At 53.8% G+C, this 1,230-nt stretch carries 1 protein-coding gene; it reads right to left on the reverse strand.

The window, feature by feature from the left end:
• Positions 1–1,212: an elongation factor Tu gene (gene tuf / locus BM241_RS12135; RefSeq protein WP_025748457.1), complete on the reverse strand. Its 1,212-nt coding sequence runs from the start codon at positions 1,210–1,212 to the stop codon at positions 1–3.
• Positions 1,213–1,230: the final 18 nt, after the last annotated feature.

Here is a 1,230-nt window from a genome sequence, read left to right on the forward strand (position 1 = left end):
TTACTCGATGATTTTAGTTACAGCACCGGCGCCTACAGTCCTGCCACCTTCTCTTATAGCAAACCTCAACCCTTCCTCTATCGCTATGGGCGTAATGAGCTTCACCTTCATGTTCACGTTGTCACCCGGCATCACCATCTCTACTCCCTCAGGCAGCTCTATCACGCCAGTCACGTCAGTCGTCCTGAAGTAAAACTGCGGCCTGTACCCGCTGAAAAACGGCGTGTGCCTTCCTCCCTCTTCCTTCGTCAACACGTATACCTGCGCATAAAACTCAGTGTGCGGCTTGATGGTCCCAGGCTGTGCCAATACCTGGCCCCTCTCTATCTCGTCCTTCTGTATACCCCTCAGCAGCGCTCCTATGTTGTCCCCAGCTACGGCCTCGTCAAGTGTCTTCCTGAACATCTCTACTCCCGTAACTACCGTCGCCCTCGGCTTCTCTGCAAACCCTACTATCTCTACCGTATCCGATACCTTCAGCCTCCCTCTCTCTACCCTTCCCGTCGCTACCGTACCTCGACCTGTTATCGAAAATACGTCCTCTATCGGCATCAGGAACGGCTTGTCAACTTCCCTCTGCGGCGTCGGTACATACTCATCTACCGCATTCATCAGCTCAAATATCGCCTTGCACCAGGGATCGTTCTCTACATCCCCGCCGCTCTGCGCTACCTCAAGCGCCTTCAGCGCAGACCCTCTTATAATCGGTACCTCATCCCCTGGAAACTCGTACTCATTGAGCAGCTCCCTCACTTCCATCTCTACCAGCTCAAGCAGCTCCTCGTCGTCTACCATGTCCACCTTGTTCAAAAATACTACAATGTATGGCACCCCTACCTGCCTGGCCAGCAGTATGTGCTCACGAGTCTGCGGCATCGGCCCATCTGCCGCCGATACCACCAGTATCGCACCATCCATCTGCGCTGCCCCGGTTATCATGTTCTTTACATAGTCAGCGTGACCAGGACAGTCCACGTGTGCATAGTGCCTCTTCTCGGTCTCGTACTCCACATGCGACGTGTTGATGGTTATTCCCCTCTCCTTCTCCTCGGGCGCCTTGTCAATATCTTCATACTTCATGGCATGTGCCTTCCCGTACTTGGCCAGCACCATCGTTATCGCCGCCGTCAGCGTAGTCTTTCCGTGGTCTACGTGCCCTATCGTACCTATGTTTACGTGCGGTTTCGTCCTCTCAAACTTCGCCTTTGCCATCTCTTCTTTCCTCCTCCT

Source organism: Caldicoprobacter faecalis (genome assembly GCF_900115765.1).
Lineage (GTDB): Bacteria > Bacillota > Clostridia > Caldicoprobacterales > Caldicoprobacteraceae > Caldicoprobacter > Caldicoprobacter oshimai.

Coding starts and splice junctions, on each gene's coding strand:
- tuf (WP_025748457.1), bottom strand. CDS start 1,212: ATGGCAAAGGCGAAGTTTGAGAGGACGAAACCGCACGTAAACATAGGT.